Raw genomic sequence first — 26362 nt, 5'->3', positions numbered from 1 at the left:
GCCCGGGCATATGCCGGACCAGTCCTGCCATCCCTGCATGGCTGCGGAACGAGTGATGCAAGTTCAGGGGCTTTTTTTTGCCTGAAGATCGCGCTCGATCGCATCGATCATCAAACCCGCTACATTGATGCCTGTTTGAGCGGTAATCTCTTGCATGCCTGTCGGGCTGGTGACATTGATCTCGGTCAGATAGTCTCCGATGATATCCAGTCCGACCAGCATCAGGCCGCGTTGGTAGAGAATCTGCCCCAATTTCGCGGCGATTTCCCTGTCATGCGCTGACAGGGGCTGGGCCGTGCCCGTGCCGCCGGCAGCCAAGTTGCCGCGTGTCTCCCCGGGTTTCGGTTTACGTGCGAGAGCGTAAGCTACGGGCTCCCCCGCAATTAACAGAATACGTTTATCGCCTTCGCTGATTTCGGGCAGGAAGCGTTGCGCCATGATGGTGCGCGTCCCATAATGCGTCAACATTTCCAGGATCACGCCAATATTGTGGTCGGTGCTGTGTACACGGAAAATTCCGGCACCGCCCATGCCATCGAGCGGTTTCAGGATGATGTCCTGGTATTCGGCGAGAAATTCGCGGATCAGAGATTCCTGCCGAGTGACGATAGAGGGTGGAGTGAGGTGAGGAAATTCCGTGATGGCCAGCTTTTCATTGTGATCACGTATGGCCCGTGGCCTGTTGATGACATAGGCACCTTGTCGTTCGGCCAATTCCAGCAAATAAGTGCTGTAGACGTACTCGCTGTCAAAGGGAGGATCCTTGCGCATGAGAACCGCGTCGAAGCGATGCAGTGGAAGCGCTTCCGTTACGCCTTCCTGATACCAGTGATAGGGCGTTTCTGGCTGATCGGTGAGGGCCAGCGCGCGCGCAAAACCGACCACCTGCTCATTTTTCCAGACTAGATCCCCTTGCTGCAGGACATAAAGCTGATGGCCGCGTGCTGCCGCTTCACGCATCATGGCATAGCTGGAATCCTTGTTGATCTTGATGGTGTCGAGTGGGTCCAGAATGAATGCCAGTTTCATAATGTTTCACCTCATGTGTTCGTATTCAGTGAAGGGCACCTCTAAAAATCCATATTTCGTCACAATACGTCGTTGTTTACAAAAAATGTCTCCTTGCATATCCATCATATGCGGCGTCAACATTTTTTGTTCTCACCTCGTCTTATTTAAAACGCAGAATTTTTAGAGGTACCCTGAAGGATGTTTTGCATAACGGTCCAGCTCGATCGCCGCCGCAAGCAGTGCCAGTCTGGCAATCACCCCGTAGGCATAGAAGCGATTGGGCACCGCATCAGGCCTGGCAGTAGGGTTGGGTTGCACGCAGGTGGTGTCAAATGCCAGGGGCACGAAATGCATGCCGGGTGCATTCAGATTCTCATCGATGCCGCGCCCGGTATGGACCCGGTAAAAACCGCCGACCACGTAACGATCAATCATGTAGATGACGGGTTCAGCCACGGCCTGATGTATGCTCTCGAAAGTATATACGCCTTCCTGTACCAGCACATTTCTTACGAACAGACCTTCCTTGACGGTGGCCATTTTGTTTCGCTGTTTGCGGTTGAGTTTGTAGACATCGGCGCCATCCTTAACGCTCATGATGCCCATGCCATAAGTGCCGGAATCGGCCTTGACGATGACAAAAGGCTTTTCCTTAACGCCATATTGTGTGTATTTCTCCTGCAGGTCGCGCAAGATTTCATCAACGGCTGCTGCGACGCAGTCTTCGCCTTCCTTTTCATGGAAATTGACTTTGCCGCAAGACGTAAAATAGGGGTTGATGAGCCAGGGGTCGATATCGATCAATTCGGCAAAAGCCTGTGCAACGCTGTCGTAAGCATTGAAATGGGATGACTTGCGGCGAGTTGCCCAGCCTGCATACAGTGGCGGAATGGTAATTTGTTCCAGGTCTTGCAGGATTTCTGGCACACCGCCGGATAAATCATTGTTGAGCAGAATGGCACAAGGATCAAAATCCGCTGTATGGAGCCTGTTTCCCTTGCGTTGCACAGGTTCCAGCAATAAGGTATCGCCATTGGGCAGCGCTATCGGCGTGGGGTGAGTGATTTCCGGCAGCAGCGATCCGATGCGGATATCCAGGCCAGCCTGGCGCATGATGGACTGCAGAACGGCAACATTTTGCAGGTAAAAAATATTGCGCGTATGATTTTCCGGAATCAGCAGGATGCTGTGTGCATCCGGGCAGATTTTCTCCACCGCGGTCATCATTGCCTGCACACACAACGGAATAAACGCCGGGTTGAGATTGTTGAATCCGCCGGGAAACAGGTTGGTGTCGACAGGCGCCAGCTTGAAGCCGCTGTTGCGTAAATCCACCGAACAATAGAACGGTACGGCATGTTCATGCCATTGTTTGCGCAGCCAGTGCTCGATTACCGGCATGGCATCCAGGATGCGTTTCTCGAGTTCGAAAATCGGCCCGTTCAAGGCGATAGTGAGGTGAGGTACCGGCATGTGGAAAGCATAAAGATAAAAATTGGAATGGCTAATTATAGCATCACAGCTGGGGCGAAAAATTCTGCCCGGAATAGTACCCCCGTCCCGGGAGTCGACCGGGCGGGATGAGCCACCCCGGTGCCGGTATTTGTCACGAGTGCTGCTGGCTTGCGTTGAAATTTACCTGGCTGCTGGTTTTTCGCAGCACGAGCATCGTGACCCGCGTGCACAAACGCATAAATGTTACACATAATCTGCTGGTAGCGATATAATTGGCGGTTCTATGATGGGAGATGGATATGTATGCAGTAATCAAGACAGGCGGTAAACAATACCGGGTTGAAGTTGGTAACAAATTGAAAGTCGAAACATTGTCTGCCGAAGCAGGCAGCGAAATATTGCTGGACCAGGTTCTGATGGTGGCAGATGGCGAAAATATCGCTACGGGCAAGCCGTTGCTTGATCAGGCCAAAGTTAATGCGACTGTGATCGGTCATGGACGGCATGACAAAGTGCGCATATTCAAGCTGCGTCGTCGCAAGCATTATCAGAAACATCAGGGACACCGGCAGAATTACACTGAAATTCAGATTACCGGTATTTCCGCATAAGGAGGTTAGTTCATGGCACATAAAAAAGCAGGCGGTAGCTCAAGAAATGGGCGCGATTCCCATTCCAAGCGTTTAGGTATTAAGCGCTTTGGTGGTGAGTTGATTAAGGCGGGCGGCATTATCGTCCGTCAGCGCGGCACCCAGTTCCATCCTGGAGACAATGTGGGTATTGGCCGCGATCATACACTTTTTGCTAAAGTGGAAGGGAAAATCCAATTTACTATCAAGGGTGCATTGAACCGTAAGACGGTCGCCGTGATTCCCGTGTGAGCGTAGTGATTGCGCTTGACGATCAGTGCTCACCGAAGCAAAAAGCCCCATTCCAGGAATGGGGCTTTTTGCTTTAGTCCCGGTCTGTTAGCCAGGAGCAGATTTTTTTATCAGCAATGAGAGTGGTCACGCCAGAGCGAATTCATGAAATTTATCGATGAAGTAAAAATAGAGGTTTTTGCTGGAGATGGCGGTAATGGCGTGGCCAGTTTCCGCCGGGAAAAATTTGTGCCGAGAGGCGGGCCGGACGGTGGCGATGGCGGACATGGCGGCAGTATCTATGCCCTTGCCGATCATAATCTCAATACGCTGATCGATTACCGCTACACGCCAATTTTCCGGGCGAAACGGGGGGAGAATGGCCGTGGTTCCGATTGTTATGGCAAGGGTGCGGAAGATATCATCTTGCGCATGCCGGTAGGCACGATCATCACCAACGCGCTGACCGGTGAGGTCTTGGCCGATCTTAAGCAGGATCAGCAAAAAGCATTGCTGGCCAAGGGCGGAAAGGGCGGATTGGGCAATCTCCATTTTAAATCCAGCACCAATCGTGCCCCCAGGCAGTTTACCCATGGCGAGCCCGGTGAAAAATTCGAGCTGAAGCTGGAGCTGAGAATACTGGCTGACGTCGGACTGCTCGGATTGCCCAATGCCGGTAAGTCCACGCTGATTCGCGCAGTTTCCGCCGCGCGCCCCAAAGTGGCCGATTATCCGTTTACCACGCTATATCCTAACCTGGGCGTCGTGCGCGTCGATACCAGCCGCAGCTTCGTGATGGCGGATATCCCGGGGCTGATTGAGGGGGCGGCGCAAGGTGCCGGGCTGGGACATCGATTTCTCAAGCATCTAAGCCGCACGCGCCTGCTGCTGCATGTCATCGATGTCGCGCCTTTCGATGACAGTGTCGATCCCATACAGACCGCTCGGGCATTGATCGACGAACTCCGGCAATTCGATGAATCGCTTTATCACAAGCCTCGCTGGCTGGTCTTCAACAAAGCCGATTTATTGCCTGCAACCGAGCGAGAGGCAGCTTGCCAGTGTTTGCTGGATGAGCTGGCGTGGACAGGTCGATGGTTTGTCATTTCGGCGCTGACCGGAGAGGGTTGCCAGGCGTTAGTCTACGCTATCATGCAACATCTGGAACAGCTGGACTCCGCACTCGAACATTGATTGCTATGACGCAACCAATTCTGAAACAAGCCCGCCGGATCGTTGTCAAAGTCGGCAGCAGCCTTGTGACCAATCAGGGCAATGGGTTGGATCATGAAGCGCTCGGTTGCTGGGCAGAGCAGATTTTCCGCATCGGGCAGATGGGTAAGGAAATCGTATTGGTTTCATCCGGAGCGGTGGCTGAAGGCATGCAGCGTTTGGGCTGGAAAAGCCGTCCCTCAGCGCTCTACGAATTGCAAGCCGCGGCGGCTGTGGGGCAAATGGGCCTGGCCCAGGCCTATGCCACTTGTTTTAGTGCGTATGGGTTGCAGACCGCGCAGATTCTGCTCACCCATGATGATCTATCCAATCGCAAACGTTATCTGAATGCACGTTCGACGATTCTGGCCTTGCTCAATCTTGGTATCATACCGATCATCAATGAGAACGATACTGTCGTGTTCGATGAAATTCGATTTGGCGATAACGATAATCTGGCAGCGCTGGTTGCCAACTTGATTGAGGCGGAAGTCCTGGTGATCCTGACAGATCAGGCTGGTTTGTACACGAGTGATCCACGTAAAAATTCTGCCGCGACCCTGATACCGGAAACCCGTGTCAGCGATCCGGCCATCGAGGCCATGGCGGGCGGTGCCGGTAGTGAAATCGGGCGCGGTGGCATGCAAAGCAAAGTCATGGCTGCCAAGCGTGCTGCACGTAGCGGTGCGCACACCCTCATCGCATCAGGCAAAGCGCAGGATGTGCTGGTTCGTCTGGCAAGAGGCGAGGCGATCGGGACTAGCCTGCTCGCTGACATGCCGGTCAGGGTCGCGCGCAAACTGTGGCTTGCCGATCATCTGCAGGTGAGAGGCAGTGTCGTGCTGGATGCGGGTGCGGCCAGGGCGTTGTTAGCCGAAGGTAAGAGTCTGTTGCCAATCGGTGTGGAAGAGGTCCGGGGGTATTTCGAGCGCGGTGAGGCTGTGTCTTGTCTGGATGCTGGTGGTCGCGAAATTGCGCGCGGCCTGATCAACTATAGCGCCCGGGAAGCACGGAAGATCATGCGGCTTCCTACCAGCCGGATTGAGGCCGTGCTGGGTTATGTCGATGAGTATGAACTTATCCATAGAAATAATTTGGTTATTTTATGATGACTATGAATTTCAGGGCCGCCACTTAGGCCGAATCCGCTTATATCCAGTATGAATGATCTGTCCCTGTTGGCAAGTGCCGAACAATTGCTGCCTTATGCTGCGCCGAAATGGCTTCCCGGTGGCAATGCGCAAACCATTTACCCTTATTTCTTGAATACCAATCCAGCCATCGGCTACCGTCGCGAGCGCTGGGAGCTGGATGATGGGGATTTTATCGATGTCGACTGGCTCGATGGCCGCGCGGATAAACCGCTGGTGGTTATGTTGCACGGCCTGGAGGGGAGTTCGCGCAGCCATTATGCTTTGAGCATCATGCGTTTGCTTCAGACACTGAATTGGCGGGGCGCGGTTGTGCATTTTCGTGGTTGCTCCGGATCACCCAATCGCCTGCCGCGTGCTTATCATGCCGGAGATTCGGCTGAAATAGACCGGATATTGCGCAGAATGGCCAGTCATGACAGTGCCATGAGCCAGCATTCCCCTTGCTATGTGATCGGAGTATCGCTCGGTGGGAACGCCTTGTTAAAATGGCTGGGAGAGCAGGGCGCACAGGCCGATAAATTTGTCGCGGGCGCTGTCGCTGTTTCCGTGCCGATAGATCTGGCGGCGGCAGGCACTGCGCTCGATGCCGGCTTTAACCGTATCTATACCCAGCATTTTCTTGTTTCGTTGAAGCGCAAGGTGTTGGATAAGCACAAGCGTTTCCCGGGTCTGTTGGATATTCAGGCGGTTGCGGCATGCAAGACGCTGTATGAATTTGACAACCTGGTGACCGCGCCGCTGCATGGTTTCCGGGATACCGACGATTATTGGCGCAAATCGAGCAGCAAGCCGTGGCTAGGACAAATTCGGGTGCCGACGCTGCTGCTGAATGCTTGCAATGACCCCTTTCTGCCAGCCCATGTTTTGCCCAGGCATGCAGACGTTTCATCATTCGTTACATTGGATTTTCCTGCCCAAGGGGGGCATGTCGGTTTTATGCATGGCGCGTTCCCCGGCAAACTGGAATGGCTGCCGCAGCGCATCATGCGTTTTTTATCGTTAGGCCTATGAGCCAAGTCCAGCCAGAGCAAAAATGCTGCGGGTTTTGAATGTGGGATGTCCTGCTTTTTGATAGCTTGATAACGTGAATTCCATCTGGCGGCACTTTACCGGACTGATCTGGCTGGCAGTCATCGTGGCGGCTGCCTGGCTTGCATTTGGTGCGTTGACCGCATTGAGCTTGTTCAGTCTCGTATCCCTATGGCTGATCGTCTATCACACCTGCAAGCTTTACGCTCTGGATCAATGGCTGCGTCACATCAATCCTTCTTCTGCAACAGTGCCGGATGGCGCGGGGGTGTGGGCAGAGATTTTTGTCCGGCTGGCGCGATTTGTCAGGCGCTATGACAAAGAATGTCTGAATCTCAATACATCGCTGGATCGATTGCAACGCGCGACTTCCGCAATGCCGGAAGGCATTGTTATTCTTGGTGAGACCGGCCAGATCGAATGGTGCAATCTGGCCGCCGAACAACATCTGGGATTGAATCTCAAAATGGATGCCGGGCAGCATATCACCCGGATGGTCCGCCAGGCGCAGTTTGTTGCTTTTTTGAACTCAGGTGACTTCAATAAACCTTTGATAATAAAACAGCTGCGTTCTCAAGATATCCTGCTTTCACTGCAATTGGTGCCGTACGGTGACAGAGAGAAACTGTTGATCAGCCGCGATATCACCCGGTTTGAAAAGATCGAAATTATGCGGCGCGATTTTATTGCAAATGTTTCACATGAATTGCGCACGCCCCTGACAGTGATCGGAGGATTTCTGGAAACCCTGTTGGACGAGAACAGAATATCCGGAAAAATGGAGAAAAATGCGCTGGAACTGATGGCGCATCAAGCGACGCGCATGCAGCGGCTGGTCGAAGACTTGCTGACTTTGTCACGACTGGAAAATACCCAGAATACCCTGTGTGAAGAAAGCGTGGATGTCGTGAAATTATTGCGTGGACTCCATCAGGAAGCACGCTCGTTAAGCGCCGGGCGCCATGTGGTCACTTTGAATATTTTCAGTGAGGCAATGGTCTTGGGGAACGAAGATGAATTACGCAGTGCGTTTGGCAATCTTGTCAGCAATGCCGTGCGTTATACACCCGAAGGCGGAAAAATATCCTTGAACTGGGCGCTGGAAAAAGGTAGGGGTTTGTTTTATGTTCAGGATACCGGTATTGGGATTGAATCGGAGCATATTCCACGTCTGACAGAGCGCTTTTACCGGGTCGACCGTAGCCGCTCCCGCGAAACGGGCGGAACTGGGCTCGGACTGGCAATAGTCAAGCATGTGTTGAATCGTCATCAGGCAAGTCTGGAGATTGCCAGCGAGCTGGGAGTGGGCAGCGCCTTCAAGATCAAATTTCCTGTTTCGAGAATGTTGTCTGTAGCGCCGGATACGGCGGCATCACCAGTCGAGGCCAGTGAAAGTCGCTCGTGATGCATCGCAGCAGCAGACTGCCAAAACCACATTGTCAGTATGCCCTTGATACCTTTTTGCGCCAGCCAACCCCAAAAATTGGGGCATCCTCCTTGAGGGGGGTGATGTGCGCGGCTGCAAGCCACCGGGCAAGCGCGGTCTTGCGCATCGCGCCGCAGCTCGAAAATGGTGCAATCCGGCGCGTGGCGTTATGACTTGTTGGCGAATATAAAAAAACAAGCCTATGTTTAATAACGATTATTTATTTTTATGAAATGGCGGCCGGCCAGGGACGCCGAATTCGTTGCTGAACACCAGGGCAGGTAAAATCCCAGCTTGAAAATAAGCGTAAACACGTACATTAATAGCGTTATTTCCCGTGTTAGACTTATGGTCTTTCGCATCTTATACTTTTAGTGCAGGGTTTAGTGTGATGAAGACAAGCTATATTTTTACTTCTTTTTGTTAACTTCATGTTGCAAGGTAGTTCGTAATACCAAGGGCGAATTTTGCTGGATGAGATGTATTTATCCGCAAATCATGCCCGTATGTTTTGACTTCAAACAACTATAAATTTAATCAGGGGGGTTGACATGAGTGTTAAAGGGCAGTTGCTTCAGGATCCTTTTCTAAATATCCTGCGAAAGGAACGTGTGCCGGTTTCCATCTATCTGGTGAACGGCATTAAGCTGCAGGGGCACATCGATTCGTTCGACCAGTATGTTGTCTTACTGAGGAACTCGGTCACGCAGATGGTTTATAAGCACGCGATTTCCACCGTAGTCCCAGCCAAGGCAGTATCAATGCCAATTCCGGTTGAGACGCCAACTGACCAAAATGACTCATGATTCCGGTACGGAAGCAAAACTGAGTGATTCGGCAAATACTGCTATTTTGGTCAATGTCGATTTTGGCAAGCGGGATCAGGCAAGTCTGGATGAGCTCTGCCAATTGGCCGCCAGCGATCAGCTGTCGGTGGTGGCGATTATCGAAAGCAAGCGGAAAGCGCCTGACCCTGCTACCTTTATCGGCAAGGGAAAGCTAGAGGAAATCCGCCAGGAGCTGGCACAGTCACACGCAGCAATGGTGATTTTCAACCATGAGCTTTCTCCCATTCAGCAAAGAAATTTATCCAATTGGCTGACCTGTCGTGTAATAGACCGGACCAGCCTGATCCTGGATATTTTTGCCCAACGCGCTCGAAGTCATGAAGGGAAGCTGCAGGTTGAGCTGGCGCAACTGGAATATCTTTCCACTCGACTGGTGAGGGGGTGGACCCATTTGGAACGTCAGAAAGGCGGAATCGGCTTGCGTGGGCCTGGTGAAACCCAATTAGAGACGGACCGGCGGTTGCTCGCTAAACGGGTGAAGCTGCTCAAGGAGAAACTGGTTGCCGTTAAGCGGCAGCGAGAAGTACAACGTCGTTCAAGAAAACGGTCTGAAATCATGACTGTTTCCATCGTCGGTTATACCAATGCGGGCAAATCGACTTTGTTCAATCGACTGGTTCGCGCTGACGCCTATGCTGCCGATCAGCTGTTTGCAACCCTGGACACCACCACCCGCAAGCTGTTCATACCCGGCCACGGCTCAATCGTGATTTCCGATACTGTCGGCTTTATTCACGCTTTGCCTCATACCTTGGTGGCCGCGTTCCGGGCGACACTTGAGGAAACCAGGCAGGCTGATTTACTTCTGCATGTGGCGGACGCATCGAGCCCTGATCGTGATCAGCATATAGACGAGGTCAACAAATTGTTGCGGGAAATTGGCGCGGGGGAGATCCCGCAGATTTTAATTTTGAACAAAATTGACCAGATCGAATCAAATTCTACAGCGAATTACATACGTGATGAGTATGGTAGAATCAAAACCATTCGTCTGAGCGCGAAAACGGGAGAAGGTTTGGATTATCTGTATACCGCGCTGGCAGAAGCATTCAAACAGAATCAAACCGGGTCGCAGGCGCATCTCGCATTGCCTATACAGGCGGATGATGATGCCCGTACCACTTTTTTTAATAAAAGAAAGGATTAAATCATTATGGGTTTAAATGATCCACAGTGGGGGAAAAGGAGGGGTAATGCCGGTCCTCCTGATCTTGAAGAGATTATGCGCACCTTCAACCAAAAGATTAATGAAATCTTCGGCCGCAAAGGCGGGGACGGTGGCGATGAAGGCGGAGCTGGTGGTGGTCACGACAAACATGGAAGTGGCGGCATCATTATCATCCTCGTTTTATTGCTGGTCGCCTGGGTAGGTAGCGGATTTTATATAATCGACGAAGGTCAGCGAGGTGTTGTGCTGCGTTTTGGCAAGCATGTGGACACGACTTTCCCTGGTTTGCGTTGGCACCTGCCGTATCCAGTAGAGAAGGTCGAGACGGTCAATATCAGTCGCGTACGCACGGTTGAAATTGGCTACCGCACTAATGTGCGCAACAAGGTTCTGAAAGAATCGTTGATGTTGACCGATGATGAAAATATCGTCGATATTCAGTTCGCTGCGCAGTATATCCTTCGTAACCCCGAAGATTTTCTGTTTACCAATCGTGAGCCTGAAGCTGCAGTTTTGCAAGTGGCAGAAACTGCGATTCGCCAGGTCATCGGTAAAAGTAAAATGGACTTTGTGTTGTATGAGGGGCGTGAGCAAGTTGCGGCCAGAACGACTGAGTTGATGCAGGAAATTCTGGATCGTTATAAGATCGGTATTCTGATTAACCGGGTGACCATGCAGAATGCGCAACCCCCTGAGCAGGTGCAAGCTGCTTTCGACGATGCGGTTAAAGCTGGACAAGACAGGGAACGGCAAAGAAACGAAGGCCAGGCTTACGCAAATGATGTCATTCCGCGTGCCAGAGGTAGTGCCTCACGCCTGTTGGAAGAGGCTCAAGGGTACAAGCAGCGTGTGATGGCAACCGCAGAAGGTGATGCGAGCCGATTTGATCAGGTGCTGGTCGAATATGCCAAAGCGCCTGACGTAACCCGGGACCGTATGTATATCGATACCGTGCAGCAAGTCCTATCTAATACCAGCAAGATCCTGATCGACCAGGAAGGCGGGAACAATCTGCTGTATCTCCCTCTAGACAAGTTGATTCAAACGGAGTCGGGTAAGTCCAAACCGACGGCCAATATGAAGCCGCTGCCGCAAGTTCAGGATTATTCAACAGATGCGACTTTACGTTCGCGTGAATCGTTTCGTAGCCGTGAACGGGAGATAAGATAATATGAAAGCTATTTCTTCGATATTTACCGGTATTCTGATACTGCTGCTGGTGGTTGGCAGCGCGGCTATATACATCGTTGATGAACGAGAACAGGCCGTGGTATTCCAGTTGGGGGAGGTCATCGACGTCAAGACAGAGCCCGGATTGTATTTCAAAATACCGATTGCGCAAAATGTGCGCTTCTTTGAGTCACGTATCCTGACGCTGGATGCGGACGAACCGCAACGTTTCATTACTTCCGAGAAAAAGAACGTTATCGTCGATTTGTTTGTCAAGTGGCGTATTGTCGATGTGAAACAATACTACGTTGCTGTAAATGGAGACGAAGCCCTGGCACAAACGCGGCTGTCACAAACGATCAACTCGAGCATGAGGGATGAGTTCGGTAACCGGACCGTGCATGAAGTGGTATCTGGTGAACGCGACTTGATCATGGAAATCATGCGTCAAAAAGCGAATGCGGATGCTCGTAAAATTGGCGTTGAAGTTGTCGACGTGCGGTTGAAGCGGGTCGATCTGCCCCAGGAAGTGAGCGAATCTGTCTATCGCAGAATGGAGGCTGAACGTAAACGGGTGGCCAATGAATTGCGTTCGACCGGTGCTGCCGAGGCCGAAAAAATTCGTGCTGATGCCGATCGCCAGCGAGAAGTCATTTTGGCTGAAGCTTATCGCGAAGCTCAGAAAGTCATGGGTGAGGGCGATGGTCAGGCAACCGCAATCTACGCTGAGGCTTTCCAGAAAGATGCAAAATTCTACGAGTTCTACAGAAGCCTGGAAGCATACAAGCAGTCGTTCAGTGAAAAAGGCGATATGCTAGTGCTGGAGCCTAAATCGGATTTCTTCAAATATCTGAAAAGTCCAGTGGAACGTAAAAAGTAGGCCTAGTACTCCGTTCCGCCAAACCGTTTACATGAAATCGCGCCTTCGCCTGTCATGCGTTGTTGCAAATCCTCGCCATAGCTACGGCTATGACTGCGGTTTGCGCCTAGCCTGGCAGGCGAATCCATCGATTTCATTTGTAAGCTAATTGACGGAACGGAGTACTAGTAAAAACAGCTTGATTCGAAATTGGCCGCTAGATTCTGAACATGGTGGTCAATTTCAGATGCTTGCGAATATTTAACGTATTCCTATTGCCTCATCGGTACGATAACAAGCGTTTGTGGTATTTCCCTGATGACTCCTGCATTGTTTTTGTATGGTAGTGCCAGCAAATGGCGGTTGTGTCTAGTTTACTCAACCTGAAACAAAAGACGACAGGGAATTCTATTGGATTGTGATGATTGAACTGGCTGGATGCGGTAGACACTTTTTGTGCCGTACTGCATTTTGTCACGGGATCCATAAGGCCATTAATGTTCCTGCCGGGAAGCTATTGAGCAAGGCGTTTTCAAAAATCCTATGTGTTCAAAATAACTGGATACAGGCGCGAATGAATGGCAGGCCGGTTTTTTTGATCAATGAATTGATTTTCTAATTTTAGGATGTACTGATATGTGGGATACTTTAATGATGGCCATTGCATTGATGCTCGTGCTGGAGGGTATTCTACCGTTCGTATCTCCTAAAGCCTGGCGCGAGACCTTCGACAAACTTTTGCAGCTAGAAGATGGTCAGATACGCTTTATAGGTCTCAGTGCCATGCTAGTCGGTTTGATTATTCTCTATCTGGTCAATTAGTCGACACTTCTCAAGTTGTTTTATCTTTATCACTCCTACTATTGAACCGGGCACAATCGGCCCGGTTCAACATCAAAAATGCGCAATTGGTTGCTCCCTGAATATATTGAAGATGTTTTGCCGCATGATGCTTATCGCATAGAGAAGATCCGTCGCTGTATAATGGATTTGCTGCATGTCCATGGGTATCAATTTGTCATGCCACCCTTGCTGGAGTATGTGGAGTCGCTATTGTCCGGGAGCGGCGCTGACATGAACTTGCGTATGTTCAAGGTGGTTGACCAGCTGAGCGGCAGAATGATGGGCCTGCGCGCGGACATGACCCCCCAAGCTGCGCGAATCGATGCGCATTTGCTGAATACCGGCGGGATCACCCGCTTATGTTATGCAAGCAGTGTCGTGCATACCGTGCCTCTTGAAATCACGCGCACCCGGGAGCCTTTCCAGGTAGGGGCGGAATTATATGGCCATGCCGGCATAGAAAGTGATTTGGAAATTCAGCGCCTGGTACTGGCATGTTTATCTATCTCCGGTATTCAGTCCATTCATCTTGATCTTGGGCATGTACAGGTATTTCGCAACCTGATTCGGGATGCGAAAATTCTGCCGGAATTTGAAATGGAGTTGTATAGCGCACTCCAGGCAAAGGATATCGGTTCCTTGCAGGAGCTCGTGCGCACAGGGCTGGACAAGCGTTTGAGTCCGGAAATCCGGGCCGCATTGTTGCTGCTGCCCGAATTGTATGGCGATCGCACCGTGCTCGCGCGCGCACGCAAATATTTGCCTGCTTTTCCAGAAATTAAAGAGGCATTGAACCAGCTTGAACATGTGGCGGATACGCTCCAGCCGCATGTCAGTAAAATCACCTTTGATTTGTCCGATTTACGGGGCTATCACTATCACACAGGTATGGTGTTTGCTGTCTATACGGCGGGATGTCCTGCCGCCATCGCGCTCGGTGGCCGTTACGATGAAATCGGCAAATCATTTGGCAGAGCCCGGCCAGCTACCGGCTTTAGCTTGGATTTAAAGGAATTGTCGAGGCTGATCGAGGTGAACGACTATCCCAAGGGCATTCTTGCACCATGGCGAGCCAACGACGATCGGTTGGATGCAGTCGTCAAACAGTTGCGCGCCGAAGGCCATATCGTCATCGCAGAACTGCCGGGAGAGGATAGAGCGAGCGACACCTGCTGCGACAGAAAGCTCGTCCTCCAGCATGAGCAGTGGAAAGTCGTACCGATTTAGAATAATCAATAACCAGAAGAGATCATAATTGTATGGCCAAAAATGTCGTTGTCATTGGAACGCAATGGGGGGATGAAGGTAAAGGTAAGATTGTCGATTGGTTGACAGATCGGGCCAGGGGTGTCGTGCGTTTCCAGGGTGGCCATAATGCCGGACACACGCTGGTGGTCAGCGGCAAAAAAACCGTGCTGCATCTGGTTCCATCCGGTATCTTGCGTCCCCATGTCGTTTGTTATATTGGCAATGGCGTAGTGCTGTCTCCAATCGCGCTGCTGGAAGAAGTCGATATGCTGGAGCAGGCTGGGGTGGATGTAGTCGGCAGACTGCGAATCAGTGAAACCTGTCCCCTGATTCTTGCGCACCATATCGCGCTGGATAGTGCGCGCGAGTCCGCCAAGGGGTTGGACAAAATCGGCACAACCGGCAGGGGTATTGGACCTGCCTATGAAGACAAGGTAGCAAGGCGGGCAATTCGCCTGCAGGATTTGTTTCATCCCGGACGGCTATCCTGTAAGCTAAAAGATGTGCTTGATTACCATAATTTTGTACTGAAAAATTATTATCATGCGGCCGCCATCGATTTCAGCCAGGTGCTGGATGAATGCCTGCAGAATGCCGAGCGCATACGTCCCATGGTTGCGGATATCCCCAAGTTACTGTTCGAGGCCAATGCGGCTGGCGACAGTCTTCTGTTTGAGGGCGCACAAGGCGCGTTGCTGGATATTGATCATGGCACTTATCCGTTTGTGACCTCCAGTAACTGTATCGCCGGTGCTGCCTCGTCAGGCAGTGGTGTCGGGCCGCAGATGCTCAATTTCGTGCTGGGCATTACCAAAGCGTATACGACACGCGTCGGCGCAGGGCCTTTCCCAACCGAACTTTCCGATTCGGTGGGCGATCACCTGGCGCAGCGGGGTAACGAATTTGGTTCCACCACCGGCCGTCCTCGCCGTTGCGGATGGTTTGATGCAGCAGCCGTTAAGCGTTCGATACAGATCAATGGTGTTTCAGGGCTATGTATGACCAAACTGGATGTGCTCGATGGTCTCGAGACTCTGAAAATCTGTGTGGGTTACAAATCAAAAGAGACAGATCATTACTACGATATTTTGCCATTTGGAGCGGACGATCTGGCGGATTCCGAACCTGTTTACGAGGAATTGCCCGGCTGGCAGGACAGTACTGCAGGAATCAAGGATCTTGACCGGTTGCCTCCTGCAGCACAGAACTATCTGAAACGTATCGAAGAAGTGTGCGGGGTGCCAATAGCCATGATTTCCACCGGACCCGATCGTGCGGAAACAATTGTATTCCGCCATCCTTTTGAGTGATGGGAGACGCGGATTGCGGATAATTGAATTTCACCCCGATGGGTGAATGCTGGATGCAGAATCGATTGTAATTCTTGTTGCTACAGTCACGTAGGGTGCGCTTGCGCACCATCCAGCCGACGCTAAATTACGGTTGTCGGAAAAAGTCTGGCTTCGCGATTTTCAGCTTCGTGAATGATGAATATGCGCTCAGCAATAATTCATCGTCGGTTTTAAGGTGCGCAAGTGCGCCCTAGGAGGCTATCCGAGAATAGACTGATCTACTGCGGACGAGCCTGATTGGCCGGATTTTTCGATCCTTTTCGTTAAATAGAATGACTATTCGCCTCAAATGATCGAAAAATCCAACTCAATCAGCCTCGCCCTCGCTACGATCGCTATTCTCGGACAGCCTCCTAGTACTCCGTTCCGCCAAAACGCTTACATGAAATCGCGCCTTCGCCTGTCATGCGTTGTTGCAAATCCTCGCCATAGCTACGGCTATGACTGCGGTTTGCGCCTAGCCTGGCAGGCGAATCCATCGATTTCATTTGTAAGCTAATTGACGGAACGGAGTACTAGCATTGGGTGTTGTGGCCGTTCGGCCCGGTTATCTTTAGGAATTATGGGTTGCTTTCCTGTTGACTGCTTCCTTGCTGATGCCACTGCTGATAAAGCGTTTCAGAATATTCGTCCCATTTCTTTTTGGCCGCCAGCATTTTTTCATCAGCTTCCTGAGCGGTTTTTTGGGCAGCCTGCAGTTCTTGCTCGGCTTCAGCAAGCTTGCGCTTAAAGTAGCGCCAGCGTTCCTCTTTTACCCCGACTTCCTTTCTGGCCTTACTCGCTTCCAGTTCGGATTGCCTCATCTGTTCGTAAGCATAGCTGGTCTGCCGCTGTAATCCAGACAAGGATTCTGCCAAGCCGTGGGAAGATGTCATCAAATACAGCAAGAGTATCGCAAGGTATTTCATTTTCATCCTCTCCCGGAACCTTTGCAGTTATGGGTATATGCCCGTGGCTAACGTATAAGCGCGAGCCAGATCGGAAATTCAGTACAAATCACGGTGCAGAAAAATTAGCCAGCGTGTATCGATATGTAAGTTGCTGGCAAACGTGCCTGAATCTGGCGGAGAAGGCGTCTTCCACACTAATGTCTACTGGTATCTCTCTAAGTCTAATTATCCTTATATATCATAGTAAGTTACAAGTATTGTTGTCTGTTTTAGTCTCATGGTGTATGCTCAAATCTTGTTAATCGGGTACGGTATAGGGTACGGTAGAATAAGGGCGGAACATTGTGAGACGAATTCAAAATTTGACTGCACGTAAATGCGAGACTATCAAGGAGCCAGGATATTACGCTGACGGACAAAATCTATATTTACAGGTAAGCAAAGCTTTAAGCAAGTCATGGCTTTTCATTTATAAATTCCAAGGCCGAAAACATGAAGTAGGCTTGGGTGGTTATCCTGATATTTCGCTTGCTGTGGCGAGAGACGGCGCAGCAAGGTGGCGGAAAGTATTAATCGCAGGTGACAATCCAATTGAGATTAAACGCGAGCAGGAATATAAAAAACATTGTAGCAGAATCGATAATCCAACGTTTGCTCAATGCGCAAACAAATTCATTGAAAGCCATCAAGCGGGTTGGAAAAACCCGAAACACGCACAGCAATGGAAAAACACACTGGATCATTACGTCTTGCCAATTATTGGCAATCTTCAAGTTAAGCAAATCGACACCGGTTTAGTCATGCGTGTACTTGAACCGATATGGTTAGAGAAAAACGAAACTGCATCACGTCTTCGCGGACGGATAGAAAATATACTGGATTGGGCAAGCGTCCACAAATACCGGCAGGGAGATAATCCTGCACGTTGGCGTGGACATCTGGACAAGCTATTGAGTAGTCCAAACAAGATACAGCGCATAAAACATTTCAAGGCTTTGCCATATCACGAAATGAACGGCTTGCTGTTGGCGTTGAGATCTAACAGTAGTATTTCAGCGATGGCACTTGAATTCTTGATTTTGACTGCTGCCAGAACCGGTGAAGTCATCGGCTCACAGTGGAATGAAATCGATTTCAATCAAAAGATTTGGATTATTCCGGCTGAACGCATGAAGGTGAAGAAAGAACATAGAGTACCGATAGCAAGCCGAACACTTGAAATCCTATCCAATGTGAAACAGTTAAAGGTAAACGATTATATATTCCCTGGACGTACCAGGAACGGCGGCCTAAGTAATGCGGCAATGGATAAATTGCTTCAAGTTACACTCAATTACGATGCCACTGTTCACGGATTCAGAAGCACGTTTCGCGATTGGGCTAGCGAAATAACGAACTTTCCACATGAAATGTGTGAAATGGCCTTGGCTCACTCAATCAAAAATCAGGCCGAGGCGGCCTATCGGCGTGGCGATATGATAGAAAAGAGGCGTGTGATGATGGAAGCATGGTTGACATATATAGAAACAAAGCCATGCAAAGTGAAGTGATATCACTCGGTGGGTAGTTACGTAGAGACGGCTGAAGTAAGCTGAGCTTTGTGGAGTTTAAGGTTTCATTAATTATAGATATGAAATGGTGGGTATAGATGGATCTATTACCCCCGAACACTGCCCCCTGTCCTTGTGTATTAAATAGCCTATATTGATTTTCGATCTCAGGTGACCCTTGAACTTGACCGGTACGGTTTGATTAATCAATTAGCGTATTGAGATCAAGCTTTCTTTCTGTGCGTCAAGTGGATCACCCAAATCAAATAACATCGGTTTAAGCTTACCATTGGGAAATCCCTTCTCAGGGTAGGCAAATACGGTTAAGCCAAGATAAGCGAATCAAGTTAAGAGGATGGCCGCCACAAAATGGCTTGCCGAACCGATGTCAATTCCCGCCGCATTCGGGTGCGTCAATTCTAGTGCCATTCTCTTGCGTTGTGCCATGCCTTCCTCCATTATCTCGTTTGGAATGCCGCAACGGTTCGGGTACGTCGTTATACTCACTCTCTCAAACGGGATGGCTGCTTTCGCAGCCTCGCCAATGTCGCAGACGTGACCCGTGACCACGCTCATTTACGGGCAGGGACGCTCCAGTGACTGTTCGGTCTTCGCCATCGCGGTATTCCACTTTACCGCACATCTCGCCGCTTCGTATTTCTTTCAAACGCATTGAGGACGAAGGCAGATTACTACGCTCATTTCATATTGGAAGAGACTAACAATTGACGACCAAACTGTTTTCCGGTACTTTTGGTTATTATAACTAGGCTAGGCAGGGAGAGTTTCATGTACAACAAAGATGAACCCGGCCAGACCAGGATATATCGGTCACCGGCCCGTTTTATTGGTATAAAATGTTACAGAATATTATGGTCTACCCTCACTGTGTTTTTTTTGGCTGGACAGGCAGGTTGGGCATCTGCGAATACTGCATCTGAGACGGAAGAGCTTTTTAATTGGGCTGAAAGTGCCTTGCCAGATTTATTTACACAACATCGTGCAACCTTAAGCAGTCCACCCTGGCTTTATCGCTTTTATCCCGAGACGGGAGTTTATGCAGGTGTCAATACGGATAATCATAACGTTTATGTGCTAGGCGGCGCATTCGGTAATGAAATCCCGGTATTTATTGATACATTAGCTAGTCTACTGGCTATGGCGAGAAATGAAATGCAGGATGGTGAACATCCCATCCTCACCCGTAAACTCAATGATACCGGGATCTCCACCTGCGCAAATAACTCGGTTGACGGTTTGCCTTGTCCTGTCAGTGGTTTTCCTGGCCAGGATGCCGAGCACGGGCGTGACGCGCTGGCGTCGGTCGGTTTGTTGCAGAAGGTGGGGGGTGGCAATGCCGGGTTTGATTTCACCAAGCTGGATTCCAGCGGCAATCCGCTGCCGGCCAGCGCAACTGAATGGAGTTGCGTCAAGGACAACCACACTGGCCTAATCTGGGAGGAAAAAACAACCAGCGGATTGCGCAGCATGCACAATCTCTACACCTGGTATAACCCGGACAGCAGCACGAATGGTGGTCATCCCGGCGTTCAGAACGGCACCAGCCGTTGCAGCGATTCTAGCTGCGATACGCATGGTTACGTGCAGGCGGTCAATGCTCAAGGCCTTTGCGGCGCGTATGATTGGCGCATGCCCGCAAAAGAAGAATTGCGCAGCATCGTTGATTACAGCCGGATCAAGCCGGCCATCGATACTACTTATTTTCCGAGTACGCCGCCGGCAGCGTTTTGGTCTGTGTCCCCGATTATCAGTGGTGGGGGTAACAACGCGCGGGGCGTGGCTTTTGCCGGTGGCCATGACTTTAACAGCGGTAAGTCCCTCAATCACCACGTTCGACTCGTGCGCGGCGGACAGTGATTTTTGATATTTGTGTTTGTTAAAGGGGGATGCCATGAATGCGTATAGAGTTACAAGGCAGATGTCGTAAGGGCGTGGCAGTCAGCAATTGCTGTTGGTCGGGCAGTCAATCAGTCAGTCAGGGATTTTCCGCACTATCACGAATATACTGTGGGCCGATCTGCGTCGGCAGGCGATGCAGATTTGCCGGTTTCTGGCGCGTGCCTGCCATGACAAGGAACAAGGCTGGCTTATGTCATTCAACTAAATAAAGCCATTGATGATTTAAAAATACAACCGCAACTGGCGATAGTGCTGGTAGCCTTTCGTCATTTCAAGGCGTATGAAACCATTGCCAGGCTGGCCGTGGGCAAACAGAGCGGGGAATGGCGGCATGGTAGATTGGGGTGAATGCAATGAGCCCCGACGATACCCTGAATATATGAATAACAGTATGATATAAAACCATGCGATACCGGCGGAAGTGGATTGCGGGAGAGACGCATTTTTTACGGTAAATCTTGCGGAACGCCAGCGGTGTTTACTGGTTGAGCATATTGATGTGTTGCGCGCTGCGGTAATGTCGGTGAAAAAAAAAAATCATCCTTTCCATATCGACGCGCCTGTGGTGTTGCTGGATCATCTGCACGCATTATGGATGCTGCCGGAAGGTGATGCTGATTTTGCAACGCGCTGAATGCTGATCAAGGGCCGATTTGTGGCAAACAATTAACGCCACGCAGTGCCAGCTGGGTTAACAAGGGTGAGCGCGGTATCTGGCAGCGGCGGTATCGGGAGCATGTGATTCGTGATGATGCGGATTACGCGCGGCTTGTGGATTATTTTCATTTCAATTCGGTGAAACATGGCTATTTCTGCCTCGCGGCTGATTGGGCGTATTCGAGCATCCACGGTTATATCGCGGCTGGACAGATTGTGCGTGATTGGAGCCGCTGAAAACGAAGAAGTCAGCGGTTGGGGTGAATGAAATGAACCCCAACATGTGTGTCACGTTTGTGGTGGCGTTTTGGTTGGGGTTCACAGGCTCACCGCCAACCTACGCAATTGGGCGAGTTGACATGAACACTGCGCCCCCCGGCATCTGCCGATAGATTGGATTTTTCAAAATACCCTTGATAACTGACTGGAGAATCACTATGAAAATAGAGTACTCTCTGTATTTTGCGCTGATCGCATTGTGCGCGTTGTTTACATTCGCGAAACCGCTGTACGCGCAAACCTGCCGCAATGACATCACACCGACGACGCCAACCCAGGATTTTACTCTTCATGACGACAGCACGGTTACGCACAACAAAACCGGGCTGATGTGGATGCGCTGCGCACTCGGCCAGAGCTGGAATGGCGTGGGCTGCACAGGCAATTCTCAGTCGCATAACTGGCAAGGCGCATTGCAGGTCGCTGATGGTTTCAGCTTCGCCGGTCACGACGACTGGCGGCTGCCCAACATCAAGGAGCTTGGCAGCATTGTGGAACAGGCTTGCATCAGCCCCGCAATCAACACTACGGCTTTTCCGGCTACGCCATCGACCAATTTCTGGTCTGCGTCCACGGATGCCAAAAGCGTGAATTTCGCGTGGCTCGTGGCTTTCAGCACTGGAAATGGCAGCGTCACCCTTAAATCCCACGTCTATAGCGTTCGGCTCGTGCGCGGCGGAGAGTGATTTTTGGATGTTTGTTTTGGGTGGTTGGGAGGATGCAATGAAACCCAGCGTATACAACGAATTGTCAGAGCCCTGACGGGGTCACGGAAACATTGCCAGACGATGATACGAAAGGCGAGTATGCATCAATGATTTTTTCTCCTTTATTATTGATTTGAAAACGGCAAAGATAAACGATACCTTCCATATTGATATGGTTCTCAAAGCATCGTTATTATTGAAGCAATATTTATGCCATGCTTTCATTTGATGATTTTGAGAAGGTAAAAGATTGCAGCCATACATCTAGATTTTGTATGAGATGCATTTTTTCTTTCCCTGCTGGAATCTGCTGAGTAACACCTTATCAACTTCACCATAACAGCACGGTGATTGCGACTTCAAGGGTCAAATCGCCGAACCCAGGGATGAAATAAAAGGCCAAATCGCACGCATCTATTTCTACATGCACGACCGCTACAACATGCGGATATCCCGGCAACAGCAACAGTTATTGATGGCGTGGGATAAACAATAACCAGTCAACGATTGGGAACGGGAACGAGACCGGCGCATTGCTACCCGCATGGGGCATAGTAATCTGTTCGTGACTGGTGAGCGTTAATGGACATTGGAGCATAAGAATACCGCCGACGGCATTTACAAGCCGATTCCAGCCGATTATCCGGCATCGCCCAAGACCAATCCGGTTGTAGCCGGTGTCATTCGTGGCAACAATAACAGCAAGGTTTATCACCTGCCGACTGGTTGCCCGAGTTATGACACGATCAAGCAGAAGAATATCGTCGAGTTTTCCAGTGAAGCTGAGGCTCAAGCAGCCGGGTTCCGGAAGGCGGGGAATTGCCGGTGAAGGCAGGGATGTCGCCACGCTTGCGTTGAAAAATGGCTTGGAACTTCGCTTAAACGTGGTGGTTCTGGGTAGTTGAGGGGAAAATGGGTAGATTTGCAGGAGGGATGGAGATATATTTGCATCGTACTGTCGGCAGCCCTGCCGGGTTTAGCCCAACAAACGGTTAGGTGTGGCACTACTCAATTTGCCACCGACTCAAATTGACGAATACCGCGCACAATGGTTCGTCTAGATAGGCGCGTGGTGAATCCCCCATTCGCGCTACAAGATCATTTGCGTAGTCAGCGGAGTCCTCTGCATATGGCCCACGCTTGAGTTTAAACATTTTCTTAATTTGGTCCAATACCATGCCAGCCTTAACCATTGCTCTGGTTGTTTGGACTATCTCAACTTGCGATACATCGGCTTTCCATATTTCAATTGTTTGAAGCGCAAGATTTCGTCCCATATGAAGAACCGCATGGCAGGCAACGCAAAGAGCAACAAGGTTTTCAGGTTTGTTGTCGCCACTTTCTTCGAGATGATGAACGTTCATCCACCTAAGCGCCCGGTGGCCGCAACTGGTGCAGGTGTGGTTGTCTCGTTCAAGAACTATTTTTCGAATGCGATCCCATTCTGCCTTTGGTGGGCGATTTGGATACCACAATTCGGGATTGGTGATGCCGGGGCGCAAGATTTTTTTTTCAATTTTCGACAATTGCATTCCCTCCGAGAAACTAGAACACCTAACAAATAGCGTTTAACCGCCGCCTTCCAAAAGTTTGCACTAGCTGCTACCTTATCGGCGGCAAATAAACTTTCTTGAACTAAACTACCAGGAAAGCAGTGATTATGGGGATTGCAAGGTTGTAGATGCGTGAGTCAACCAATAATTGTGACAACAGGTACGTTTGGAGTCAAAAAAACAGCATTTTGGCTAGGTTGATTCTGGCTTTCTGTCGATAATCTTCTGATTTGCGATCTCAGTCCTAGAGTGCGGGCGAGACTCGCCGCTTCAGTTGCCACGCTATCCTGGCCTTGAATTGATCACTGCCTAGCACTCACCTTTATTGGTTGCCGAGCGTATTTCATCAAGCGCTTTTTCCATAAGCTGTGTCTCAAGCATCTGCCGATAGGCTCTTTGCCGTTGAACATCCATTCATCCGTTATGCTCAACCTGCTATATTCCCGTTGCGGTGCGACCACCTCATCGGGCTGACCCAATGCGTTATACCGGTAAATTAACCCTGGATAATCCTCCGGATACGTTACCAAGCGGTATGTAGTAGATTCAATTCAATATAGAGCATGCAGGTGAACATATTTTTTTAGGCTATGTAGCAATTAACTGTTGAAATTGTCTTGTTTTTCCAAGTGCTATTAGGAAACAAAGGGTTGGCGTAACGTTCTGACCGAGACGGTCAATCATTCTATGCCACCCCAGATAACTCGCAAGATAGCGCGTTGCTACACCATGGAACTTTGCTATCCATTGTCTGAGCCGGCTGCCATAAGCATTAACATTCTGAATGTGATAAACATCGTTGATAACTCGTTGCCCTGCGGCAATCTTGACTGGACGATGAACAATTTTTGCATTCCTGGTGATTTGTCTGTAGGCGGGCATTCCATCTGTGCAAAGAATGACATCTTTGCTTAACAAAGGAATGAGCACTGGTCCGGTTTGCTCTGCGCTTGTGCCACGTAGTATACGATCATCAGTTTCACCATGACGATCACGTATCACTAGCACAGGTATCTGTTCTTTTGATGTGCCTCGCTTGGCAGCTTTGCCGCCTCGTTTGCGTGCGGCTCTCGGTAAATGACGTTGCCCCTTAAAAGATTCCAGAAAATACATTTCGTCAGCTTCAACAATGCCATTCATTTTGTTAGATTGATGGATTGCAGGGATTCGCAAAAAGCGATGACGCCATTTAAAGCTCGTGTTCTTGGTTATTCCGCAGTGGATCGCGGCCTTACGTACACTCAATCCTTGAACCATCGCTTGTTCATAATCAAACCATTTGTCTTTGAGGCGTAATCGGGCCAATGCCGTGCCTGTCAGAGCATTAAATGTGTGATTGCAGTGGCGACATCGATAGCGTTGTAATTCACTGGCTTTGCCCCACCGATACAGCTTTGTTCCCTGACAATAGGGGCAAATTGGTTCATCACTCTGCCCTTGTTCAATCAATTCTATGACCGTATCAGCACCAGCTTTTCCTTCTAATCTTTCTCGAAGCTTGTCTCGCTGACCGCGGCTCATCCGTTCAACCGATTTTATCCAATCTTTGAATTCAGCTGCTTTCATGATGCATACCTCTTTTTTACATCTCGATGCATATTTTGGCCAGCAATTCAACAATTAATTGCTACAGAGCCTTTTTTTAACTGTCGACCTGTGATCGACGCTCTAATTTTCTTTATTCGCTACCTGTCCCCGTTGCCTGTTTACTGGGTGATAGGTATGCAGCGGGGTTGGGGTTGGGTGTGGAGCCAAACTTGAATAAGTCCATTCGGCTATAGCGACTAACTTCACAACAAGGTGACAAGGCCGTTCAAAGCCATCTTGAAAGAAGATGATTGGACTGGTAATACGAATGGCGGCCATCCTGATGGTAGCAGACCGGTCGGAATCACAGGGCATTTATGGCCGCAAACGTGGATACAATGAAAATATACATCCCCAAAAGCTTTGCAATGCCACCGATGGTTCGGCCGGCCCAAGTCTCTGCAGCCCCCTCCCGGCCTGCACTTGTCCGGCCATGAAAAGTACCATTGATAACATGACCAACGATAGCAGGGGGTTCTCCTGCCAACCAGGAACCCAACGTCATCATTAAGATCGCAAGGACGATTCCGGTCAGGCCAGCTTCCCACCCGAGTCCAGTGATGAAATTATGTAATAGCACACTACCCCCCCAAAACCAGGCAAGTACGGAGTCGATCCCGTTCAAGACAGCACTCAGGGTTTCCGAGTCGGAGGTAAATAACTCATTCATCAGCGGCAACTACTCACCTCCCGAAAAAAAAATTCAAAAAGCGTTTGACAGGTTTTTGGGCGAGAAAATTTTGATTTTATTATGTATCGAGAAATTCCTGCACTACACACCTTAAATTTAGGAATAAGCCGCTTCTGTAAAAATTTAATCATTTTGGTTTGGCCATATAAATGTATTTTTTGTATCTACTAATAGCAATGGATTGGGCAGTATCTCAGCACTTGATCTCCTATATGAGATATCGTGTTCCCAATCTTGACCCACGCCATGTCCATTGAATCATTCTTGTGAGGGAATTCATACATTCTTGGGTCAAGAGAATTTGTGCAAACGGCTTTGGGCTTAAAATATAACCTAGTGGATTGGTTGCGGTGTTCTTGATTTTCAAAGCAGCTGGATTCTTTTGCGCCAAGTGCTTATAAAATGCCAGATGAGATTCGAATGCTTGTTCAACTTTCATCATATATAAGAGGTAGTGTTCGCCACTAAAGCCCTTACTCTTGGCTCTCGATGTAAAAACTAATATCCATTTACCGTTCCACCCATTGGTATCGTGATACATTCGCATGGTATGTTTGCAAGTGCATAGTGTTGCAAGCCCGCCTTCTAGGTTCGGCCCGCTGCCATAGTGATGGATGGTCTTTGAGTTTTTATCAAATCTTGTCGTTGCGACAGTGTAAACACGAACTTCGTCAGCAGCTTTCCCCACGAGTCTATTCAGTAGTTCTTTAAGTGCGATCCCTTTCCATGTATTCAAATCCTGATATTTTTTATTTCGAATATCTTCTGATCCATTACCCACGCTACATGATAACTTCCGCATCTGAAAAACTCAAACCAGCACGGTTGCTCATACGTTGGCTATAAACACACATGCCATTCATATAGTGTTTGCATACATAAAGATAATTGTA

24 protein-coding genes and 1 pseudogene are annotated in these 26362 nt (G+C 49.7%); 18 read left to right on the top strand and 7 right to left on the bottom strand.

The window, feature by feature from the left end; all coding sequences use genetic code 11:
* Positions 1-63: 63 nt before the first annotated feature.
* Entirely contained in the window at positions 64-1029 is a 966-nt protein-coding gene (gshB, locus tag ABTW62_RS07880) for a glutathione synthase (protein ID WP_430904042.1), read from the bottom strand.
* Positions 1030-1191: 162 nt separating this feature from the next.
* On the bottom strand, positions 1192-2484 hold the full coding sequence (gene gshA / locus ABTW62_RS07875; protein WP_430904041.1) for a glutamate--cysteine ligase: 1293 nt from the start codon (positions 2482-2484) through the stop codon (positions 1192-1194).
* A gap of 281 nt (positions 2485-2765) precedes the next feature.
* Here gshA and rplU point away from each other — a divergent pair, with 281 nt between their 5' ends.
* The 13 genes from rplU (at position 2766) to ABTW62_RS07810 (ending at position 15593) form a co-directional block, all read left to right on the top strand.
* On the top strand, positions 2766-3077 hold the full coding sequence (gene rplU, locus ABTW62_RS07870) for a 50S ribosomal protein L21 (RefSeq protein WP_430904040.1): 312 nt from the start codon (positions 2766-2768) through the stop codon (positions 3075-3077).
* Between the two features lie 12 nt (positions 3078-3089).
* On the top strand, positions 3090-3347 hold the full coding sequence (gene rpmA / locus ABTW62_RS07865) for a 50S ribosomal protein L27 (RefSeq protein ID WP_430904039.1): 258 nt from the start codon (positions 3090-3092) through the stop codon (positions 3345-3347).
* Positions 3348-3491: 144 nt separating this feature from the next.
* Positions 3492-4520, top strand: coding sequence for an Obg family GTPase CgtA (gene cgtA, locus ABTW62_RS07860; protein ID WP_430904038.1), 1029 nt, complete (start codon positions 3492-3494; stop codon positions 4518-4520).
* Between the two features lie 5 nt (positions 4521-4525).
* Positions 4526-5647: a glutamate 5-kinase gene (proB, locus tag ABTW62_RS07855; RefSeq protein ID WP_430904037.1), complete on the top strand. Its 1122-nt coding sequence runs from the start codon at positions 4526-4528 to the stop codon at positions 5645-5647.
* 51 nt (positions 5648-5698) lie between these two features.
* Complete coding sequence (locus ABTW62_RS07850; protein ID WP_430904036.1) at positions 5699-6703, top strand: YheT family hydrolase; 1005 nt, start codon at positions 5699-5701, stop codon at positions 6701-6703.
* A gap of 73 nt (positions 6704-6776) precedes the next feature.
* Positions 6777-8126 carry a phosphate regulon sensor histidine kinase PhoR gene (phoR, locus tag ABTW62_RS07845; RefSeq protein ID WP_430904035.1) on the top strand — a complete coding sequence of 450 codons (1350 nt, stop codon included), beginning with the start codon at positions 6777-6779 and terminating at the stop codon, positions 8124-8126.
* A 572-nt stretch (positions 8127-8698) separates the two neighbouring features.
* A complete protein-coding gene (gene hfq, locus ABTW62_RS07840) occupies positions 8699-8953 on the top strand; it encodes an RNA chaperone Hfq (protein WP_430904034.1) in 255 nt (84 codons plus the stop codon).
* Positions 8943-10142: a GTPase HflX gene (gene hflX, locus ABTW62_RS07835; RefSeq protein WP_430904033.1), complete on the top strand. Its 1200-nt coding sequence runs from the start codon at positions 8943-8945 to the stop codon at positions 10140-10142. The genes hfq and hflX overlap by 11 nt, the downstream gene beginning before the upstream one ends.
* Before the next feature lie 6 nt (positions 10143-10148).
* Positions 10149-11333, top strand: coding sequence for an FtsH protease activity modulator HflK (gene hflK / locus ABTW62_RS07830; protein WP_430904032.1), 1185 nt, complete (start codon positions 10149-10151; stop codon positions 11331-11333).
* Position 11334: 1 nt separating this feature from the next.
* Positions 11335-12213 (top strand): protease modulator HflC, encoded by an 879-nt coding sequence (gene hflC / locus ABTW62_RS07825; RefSeq protein WP_430904031.1) that lies wholly within the window; start codon positions 11335-11337, stop codon positions 12211-12213.
* 615 nt (positions 12214-12828) lie between these two features.
* Positions 12829-13014, top strand: coding sequence for a DUF2065 domain-containing protein (locus ABTW62_RS07820; protein ID WP_430904030.1), 186 nt, complete (start codon positions 12829-12831; stop codon positions 13012-13014).
* Positions 13015-13092: 78 nt separating this feature from the next.
* On the top strand, positions 13093-14262 hold the full coding sequence (locus ABTW62_RS07815; RefSeq protein WP_430904029.1) for an ATP phosphoribosyltransferase regulatory subunit: 1170 nt from the start codon (positions 13093-13095) through the stop codon (positions 14260-14262).
* Positions 14263-14294: 32 nt separating this feature from the next.
* Complete coding sequence (locus ABTW62_RS07810; protein ID WP_430904028.1) at positions 14295-15593, top strand: adenylosuccinate synthase; 1299 nt, start codon at positions 14295-14297, stop codon at positions 15591-15593.
* A 602-nt stretch (positions 15594-16195) separates the two neighbouring features.
* On the opposite strand, the gene ABTW62_RS07805 is transcribed toward ABTW62_RS07810, so the two are convergent.
* Positions 16196-16543, bottom strand: a complete 348-nt coding sequence (locus ABTW62_RS07805) for a hypothetical protein (RefSeq protein ID WP_430904027.1) — start codon at positions 16541-16543, stop codon at positions 16196-16198.
* Between the two features lie 326 nt (positions 16544-16869).
* Between ABTW62_RS07805 and ABTW62_RS07800 the strand changes: the two genes are divergently transcribed.
* From ABTW62_RS07800 to ABTW62_RS07780, 5 genes and pseudogenes are all read left to right on the top strand, one after another.
* Positions 16870-18075 (top strand): tyrosine-type recombinase/integrase, encoded by a 1206-nt coding sequence (locus tag ABTW62_RS07800; RefSeq protein WP_430904026.1) that lies wholly within the window; start codon positions 16870-16872, stop codon positions 18073-18075.
* Positions 18076-19050: 975 nt separating this feature from the next.
* Entirely contained in the window at positions 19051-19953 is a 903-nt protein-coding gene (locus ABTW62_RS07795; protein ID WP_430904025.1) for a DUF1566 domain-containing protein, read from the top strand.
* 1136 nt (positions 19954-21089) lie between these two features.
* Positions 21090-21617 (top strand): DUF1566 domain-containing protein, encoded by a 528-nt coding sequence (locus tag ABTW62_RS07790; protein WP_430904024.1) that lies wholly within the window; start codon positions 21090-21092, stop codon positions 21615-21617.
* 385 nt (positions 21618-22002) lie between these two features.
* A pseudogene (locus ABTW62_RS07785) lies at positions 22003-22134 on the top strand (endonuclease); the annotation flags it as partial.
* A gap of 93 nt (positions 22135-22227) precedes the next feature.
* Positions 22228-22467, top strand: coding sequence for a sunset domain-containing protein (locus ABTW62_RS07780; RefSeq protein ID WP_430904023.1), 240 nt, complete (start codon positions 22228-22230; stop codon positions 22465-22467).
* A 175-nt stretch (positions 22468-22642) separates the two neighbouring features.
* Here ABTW62_RS07780 and ABTW62_RS07775 read toward each other — a convergent pair whose 3' ends face one another.
* The 4 genes from ABTW62_RS07775 to ABTW62_RS07760 all read right to left on the bottom strand — a co-directional run bounded on the left by ABTW62_RS07775 (position 22643) and on the right by ABTW62_RS07760 (position 26250).
* Positions 22643-23164 (bottom strand): HNH endonuclease, encoded by a 522-nt coding sequence (locus ABTW62_RS07775; protein WP_430904022.1) that lies wholly within the window; start codon positions 23162-23164, stop codon positions 22643-22645.
* A 615-nt stretch (positions 23165-23779) separates the two neighbouring features.
* Entirely contained in the window at positions 23780-24757 is a 978-nt protein-coding gene (locus ABTW62_RS07770) for an IS1595 family transposase (RefSeq protein WP_430904021.1), read from the bottom strand.
* A gap of 325 nt (positions 24758-25082) precedes the next feature.
* Complete coding sequence (locus ABTW62_RS07765) at positions 25083-25448, bottom strand: hypothetical protein (protein ID WP_430904020.1); 366 nt, start codon at positions 25446-25448, stop codon at positions 25083-25085.
* A gap of 229 nt (positions 25449-25677) precedes the next feature.
* On the bottom strand, positions 25678-26250 hold the full coding sequence (locus ABTW62_RS07760; RefSeq protein WP_430904019.1) for a hypothetical protein: 573 nt from the start codon (positions 26248-26250) through the stop codon (positions 25678-25680).
* Positions 26251-26362: the final 112 nt, after the last annotated feature.

This window comes from Nitrosomonas sp. ANs5, assembly GCF_050584665.1.
In the GTDB taxonomy this organism is placed as follows: domain Bacteria; phylum Pseudomonadota; class Gammaproteobacteria; order Burkholderiales; family Nitrosomonadaceae; genus Nitrosomonas.
Note: the sequence above shows the minus strand (reverse complement) of the source record. Positions and strands in the feature narration are given on the sequence as shown.

Coding starts and splice junctions, on each gene's coding strand:
- gshB (WP_430904042.1), bottom strand. CDS start 1,029: ATGAAACTGGCATTCATTCTGGACCCACTCGACACCATCAAGATCAAC.
- gshA (WP_430904041.1), bottom strand. CDS start 2,484: ATGCCGGTACCTCACCTCACTATCGCCTTGAACGGGCCGATTTTCGAA.
- rplU (WP_430904040.1), top strand. CDS start 2,766: ATGTATGCAGTAATCAAGACAGGCGGTAAACAATACCGGGTTGAAGTT.
- rpmA (WP_430904039.1), top strand. CDS start 3,090: ATGGCACATAAAAAAGCAGGCGGTAGCTCAAGAAATGGGCGCGATTCC.
- cgtA (WP_430904038.1), top strand. CDS start 3,492: ATGAAATTTATCGATGAAGTAAAAATAGAGGTTTTTGCTGGAGATGGC.
- proB (WP_430904037.1), top strand. CDS start 4,526: ATGACGCAACCAATTCTGAAACAAGCCCGCCGGATCGTTGTCAAAGTC.
- ABTW62_RS07850 (WP_430904036.1), top strand. CDS start 5,699: ATGAATGATCTGTCCCTGTTGGCAAGTGCCGAACAATTGCTGCCTTAT.
- hfq (WP_430904034.1), top strand. CDS start 8,699: ATGAGTGTTAAAGGGCAGTTGCTTCAGGATCCTTTTCTAAATATCCTG.
- hflX (WP_430904033.1), top strand. CDS start 8,943: ATGACTCATGATTCCGGTACGGAAGCAAAACTGAGTGATTCGGCAAAT.
- hflK (WP_430904032.1), top strand. CDS start 10,149: ATGGGTTTAAATGATCCACAGTGGGGGAAAAGGAGGGGTAATGCCGGT.
- hflC (WP_430904031.1), top strand. CDS start 11,335: ATGAAAGCTATTTCTTCGATATTTACCGGTATTCTGATACTGCTGCTG.
- ABTW62_RS07820 (WP_430904030.1), top strand. CDS start 12,829: ATGTGGGATACTTTAATGATGGCCATTGCATTGATGCTCGTGCTGGAG.
- ABTW62_RS07815 (WP_430904029.1), top strand. CDS start 13,093: ATGCGCAATTGGTTGCTCCCTGAATATATTGAAGATGTTTTGCCGCAT.
- ABTW62_RS07810 (WP_430904028.1), top strand. CDS start 14,295: ATGGCCAAAAATGTCGTTGTCATTGGAACGCAATGGGGGGATGAAGGT.
- ABTW62_RS07805 (WP_430904027.1), bottom strand. CDS start 16,543: ATGAAATACCTTGCGATACTCTTGCTGTATTTGATGACATCTTCCCAC.
- ABTW62_RS07790 (WP_430904024.1), top strand. CDS start 21,090: ATGAAAATAGAGTACTCTCTGTATTTTGCGCTGATCGCATTGTGCGCG.
- ABTW62_RS07770 (WP_430904021.1), bottom strand. CDS start 24,757: ATGAAAGCAGCTGAATTCAAAGATTGGATAAAATCGGTTGAACGGATG.
- ABTW62_RS07765 (WP_430904020.1), bottom strand. CDS start 25,448: ATGAATGAGTTATTTACCTCCGACTCGGAAACCCTGAGTGCTGTCTTG.